Genomic DNA, 5,236 nt, shown 5'->3' with positions numbered 1-5,236 from the left:
ATAAGGCGGCAGCCTAAACTGCGTTTGGCTTAATACAAATCCCAGTGTAACTGCCCTCACCTGTTTTCATTAGCATCGCTCTGGCTTGTGGTTTAAATCCGCCGCTTTCAATTCAAAGGTAGTGTAATAGGCGCTTTATCGCCAAGTTCTTATTTTCAGCCAGCAAGCGCCATTACACTCGATAGCTCAGATGGCGGCTAGCTTCGGTCAAATCAAAAACATCACTGCACAGTCGTTTTGCTTGTTTGTGTTAACAATCAATCGTATGCTGGCTTCAACAGTTTTTAAAAAAGACCAAAGGAACTGGCTCTGCTTATAATCGGGTAGCCGGAGGTATCTAGCCTCCAGCCCCCACAACACCCTGCATGCGGCTCCGCACAGGGCGTTTCATTTAGGATAGTGAAGCGCAATCCATCCATCACGTAGTGAATAAAGCCCTTCGGATTTCAAGTAATCAAGTGATAAAGCCTGATTGATCCCCGGAGATTTTGCACTACGCCATGGCCCTTTGCTGGTGATACCACACGCTACCGCAGCTTGAACATGCACGCCCAGTCTCATTAAATGTCGTACTTTGGTGCGCGGTTTTCGCCACTGACGCCAGTAAGCCATTCTCACTCTGCGCCGGATCCAGTGATCCAGTTCTACACAGCGCTGATATCCACTGGCGATACCAAAGTAATTTATCCAGCCTCGTAAATACTGACTGAGTTTAAAGAGTTGGTATTGCATCGATACGCCCCAGTTGCGGTTCGTTAATCGTCGAACCTGTTGCTTAAACTTCATCAGGGTCTTCGGATGCCATTGAATGCGGCCTGCCTTGAAGGTAAATCCAAGGAATTTGCTTTCACTGGTTTTAACGACGTGGCTTTTGGTTGTATTAACAACTAACTTCAAGCGGTGGCGCAGGAATCTGCTGATACTGTTGAGCACGCGTTCACCCGAACGGGGCGTCTTTACCAGTATGGTAAAATCGTCCGCATATCGTGCAAATTCGTGACCCCGTTTCTCAAGCTCTTTGTCCAATGGGTCTAGCATGATGTTTGCCAACAGCGGCGATAATGGCCCGCCCTGAGGAACACCTTCTCGACTCTCACTATAAAACTGGTTATCGATAACCCCAGCTCGTAAGTAACGTTTAATCAGTTTAAGCAATCGCTTATCTTTCACTTTATAGCCAAGGTAGGTCATGAGTAAATCGTGATTAACGCGGTCAAAGAACTTAGACAGATCAACATCCACGGCAAAACGGCGTCCCGTTTTGATAATGCTGTTTACCTGCTTCACTGCTTGTTGCCCATTTCGATGTGGCCTGAACCCAAAACTATTATCTGAGAAGGTTGGGTCGAAAATAGGCGTAAGGACTTGGGCAATCGCTTGTTGGATCACACGATCAACGATAGTTGGGATCCCTAATTGACGTTTTCCGCCATCAGGTTTGTCAATCTCAACGCGTTTCACCGGTGAAGGTTGGTATTGGCCTGAGCGAAGCTCAGTCATAACACGTTTCCAGTTTCCGGCGTTTGCCCAAGCGGGGAAGTCATCAATGGTCATGCCATCAATGCCAGCAGCCCCTTTGTTGGCTCGAACCTGTGTCCATGCCGACACAAGATTGGAAGGCTGGAGAAAAAGTTCGAGTAGATCTGCGCTAAAGGCTGGCTGCTCATCAGTACGCTGAGTCACGTCACTACCGGACGGCATTCGTGTGTTCAAGTCTGACAAGGCTCCTCCTTTGTTCTAAATGTTCCGGCCTTGGCCGTATCCCAACCATTACGCTGAGCATTTGGCTACTATGCCGTCTGCTGACTTCTGCTTTATCACCGCCACAGTTACCTGTGTCGGCGCTATCGGTTTGCATCGAATTCGCTCGCAGGGGATGATGCCTTTCCTCTGCGCCAAGGCACTTGTAGACCAGAGCCTCACTGGTAATTACCGATCGCTCGTAAAGCAGATCTCCCCAGATAAGAGCATGCACTGTCTCTGCACTGCTGCATCATTTACGGTGTCCGTTAGATCACATGGTTTCGTTGTCTTGTGCCAACTCACCTTCAGCCTACGCCTCATACGATGTTCTTGTTCATCAGCTCGCAGATTTGCTAGCGGCTTCCTCCAGACTATCTCTCACGATTTAGCCCTTGCCATTCGCTAGTAGTTAGCGTTGAATAACAGTGTGTTAAACAACGGTGATCTTCCTACAGAGGACTTTCACCTCATTAGTTCATGCCCATGCTGGGCGTACACAAGGCGCTTAAGACCACTCCCTTCGGTCGCTCGGACGCATTTACGCGGGGCGGCTTCGCCATTATGCCCCACGCAACTGCGCCGCTTAGCTTAATGTTAGCTGCCTATAGGATATTTTGTGCTAAAACTATATCTCTTCTCTGAAGAGAAAAAGGAATACTGGGAAACTTGGCCAAATGATGATGGATCTCATACGGTTCACTGGGGAGAACTCGGTACGACTGGCGAGAGTAAAGTTCTAAAAAATGGCCTGTTTAAAAATCCACAGAAAGCTATTCAAAAGGAAATTGATGATTTAGTCGCTAATGGATTCAGTCAAGTCGAGCAAGAATTTACCCTTATGGTTGAGTATTCTGTAGACGGATTTGGGACACCACAAGATCTAGAAAAAAGAGCAAGGCTTCAAGATCGTCTAAATGAAACACTTGGATGGACTGGCTTAGGACACTGTGATGGCGGAAGTATTGGCAGTGATACTATGGAAGTATGTAATTACGTTGTCGATTTTGAGGTTGCTAGGCGCATCATTGAAAAAGACCTTGTAGGTACAGAGTTTGAAAACTTTACTCGTATTTACGATGAAGACTTAGAGTAGTTCGGCAGCTAACAAGCCACTAAAGGCACTCGCTGCGCTTATGTGGACTCCCCATAGTCAACAACTATTTTTACCGTTCAAGATGTAATGCGTGCTTATGTACGAGCTCATAATGGGAAGCTATCCCGGCTCTATGATATTTACGCGAACTTGATGCCACATCTCGCTGGCGGGCTTTTATGCCCTGAGCGCAGCACTGGCTTACCAAGCTGATTTTTATCTTGTATGGCGCATTTAGTTGTTAACTTAAAACTAAACTAAGCAGATAATAGCTCTGCTTTGTAATCAGTTCCGTTGCGTAGCAACGAAAATGCTGTTCTAACTGTTTTGTTGGCCAGCGCTACAGCTGCACAACGTTTACCTCTCCGCTCTACTAGCCCTTTAATCCATTCATCTTTCTTCGTTCGCGAATCACGTTTAACCGCCTGGTTTATTGCTGACATCGCACCTGCGACCAAGTTAGCGCGCAATGACGAGTTCCGTATATTTTTACCTATAGACCCCAAACGCACTTTACCACCTGAAGAATGTTGTATTGGCGTTAAACCGATACACGCAGCAGCGTCTCGGGCTTTTTTGAAAACGCCTAACTCACAACAACCTAGCGCTATGTACAGGTTAACCGCTTTTGTCGGGCCAACACCTTCTATCTTCATGAGATTTTTGCAAGCTTCTGATGCTCTGCTGGCTCTAGCTACACTCTTTTCGTAGTGTTTTACGAGCTCTATACTCTTGAGATATTGATGCCATGCCGTGTGTAATGCCTCTCTGAATATCGCGCTAAATCCATTTTCTGCATCTTCCAATATCGACTGTATTGCACTGTTCAAACCCGCATCTGTTGGTGACAACTTAATGTTGAACTCTAAAAGTAACGAACAGAGTTGATTCCCGTAAGCAACTTTATGCTTTACTGATAGTTGATGCATACGGACAAGTGATTGAAGCTCCTGCTGCTCCTTAGACTTCCCGCTAATAAAATTCACGTTACTAAGTTGTGATGCCTGTAAAACCGCTTCAGCATCGTTCTTATCAGTCTTTTGGTTTTGACGAATATTCGATACAAGCTTAGCTGATATTAAACGGGCATCATGCCCGTATTCACGCGCACATTGATACCAATAATTTGACGTCGCACACGCTTCAAAAACAACTGTCATTGGTTTTTGAGTGGCTAGCCAATTAGAAAAAGCAGTGGGCGTCATCGGCATATTACGAACTATCTTATTCGATTTGGCGACACAAACCTGGATCTCTTTTTTTGCTAAATCTACACCAGTGAGCATATTATACATAGATGGACTCCTATCTAACCTTTGTGTGTGACAACGTAAATGTTAGACCAACCTATTAGGTTGGGGAGTCCAATTATCTCGCTGGGACGCATACTTGCTGCGGCTCCGCCATTTTCGCAGCAAGCATTCGCCCGTTATCGGGGCGTTATATGCTTTTCAGGAAGCTCATCAATAAGGAATTTTATGAATCTAAACGCTACATTTTGGGGGCAAGTACTCTTCATTCTCGCTTTAGTTGTAATTTTCTTTACCATCAAATTCGCTAAAGGAAAAGCTGACAATATCGGGTTGGTTGCCATTTACGCTGTCTTGCTCAACTTCTTGATTCCACCTGTTGGGTGGTTCTATTGTTACCGATGGGCAAATAAATAATTACCTAAAACAAATATCATCCTCTATGTAGCTAAGGTTTGTTTTTATTAGAGTGGATGTATAAAAGGTTTTAAATTGTACGCATATAACAACTCAATCAACACACTCACTGCGTTCGCTGGGACGCATACACGCGGGGCGGCTTCGCCATTATGCCCCACATGTCTGCGCCCGTTATTGAAAAGTTATGTTCACAAGGACGAATTATGAAATCAAAAATCTTAATTGGCATTTCTGGCGGCATTTTCACCATTGTGGTCTTCATTCTTGGCTTTATCACGTCTATATACTTAATGACATCTACTGATGCAGCTAGCTTCGCGAAGGAGCACGTAGATAATGGAAGATTCATGCTCTACGCTTTAAAAAACATCGAAGATGGAGAAATCGAAAAAGCCAGAACCTCTTTAAGAAGTCATGTATCAATGAAAGTGCTTTTGGTAGACTCTTTTAGAATTCCGCCCACCAGTGAACGAGAAGACCAACTCATCAAAGACTTTTATATGGAAGTTGCTGACTATTTCAATTCGCAAGGCGGCTTTAACGAAACAATGAAAATAATGGAAAACGGGGAGTGGGTTACAAAGCCTACGCCAACAATGGAGATCCTCAAGGAGTTTTCAACAAAGTGAACATAACAACTCAATAAACTCACTCACTGCGTTCGCTGGGACGCATACACGCAGGGCGGCTTCGCCATTATGCCCAACATGCCTGCGCCCGTTATTGAAAA

Annotated in this window: 4 protein-coding genes; 2 read left to right on the top strand and 2 right to left on the bottom strand. The window is 45.2% G+C overall.

Annotation, left to right across the window (positions count from 1 at the left end; genetic code table 11):
• Nucleotides 1-387: 387 nt before the first annotated feature.
• Nucleotides 388-1,722, bottom strand: a complete 1,335-nt coding sequence (ltrA, locus tag ACTRWF_RS19525) for a group II intron reverse transcriptase/maturase (protein WP_462836089.1) — start codon at nt 1,720-1,722, stop codon at nt 388-390.
• Nucleotides 1,723-2,359: 637 nt separating this feature from the next.
• Between ltrA and ACTRWF_RS19520 the strand changes: the two genes are divergently transcribed.
• Nucleotides 2,360-2,836 carry a hypothetical protein gene (locus ACTRWF_RS19520; protein ID WP_462836088.1) on the top strand — a complete coding sequence of 159 codons (477 nt, stop codon included), beginning with the start codon at nt 2,360-2,362 and terminating at the stop codon, nt 2,834-2,836.
• Between the two features lie 257 nt (nt 2,837-3,093).
• On the opposite strand, the gene ACTRWF_RS19515 is transcribed toward ACTRWF_RS19520, so the two are convergent.
• Nucleotides 3,094-4,131, bottom strand: a complete 1,038-nt coding sequence (locus tag ACTRWF_RS19515; RefSeq protein WP_462836087.1) for an IS110 family RNA-guided transposase — start codon at nt 4,129-4,131, stop codon at nt 3,094-3,096.
• Nucleotides 4,132-4,709: 578 nt separating this feature from the next.
• On the opposite strand from ACTRWF_RS19515, the gene ACTRWF_RS19510 reads away from it, so the two are divergent.
• A complete protein-coding gene (locus ACTRWF_RS19510) occupies nt 4,710-5,135 on the top strand; it encodes a hypothetical protein (protein WP_462836086.1) in 426 nt (141 codons plus the stop codon).
• Nucleotides 5,136-5,236: the final 101 nt, after the last annotated feature.

It is taken from the genome of Alteromonas sp. G5_S2_22_S1 (genome assembly GCF_054968525.1).
Note: the sequence above shows the minus strand (reverse complement) of the source record. Positions and strands in the feature narration are given on the sequence as shown.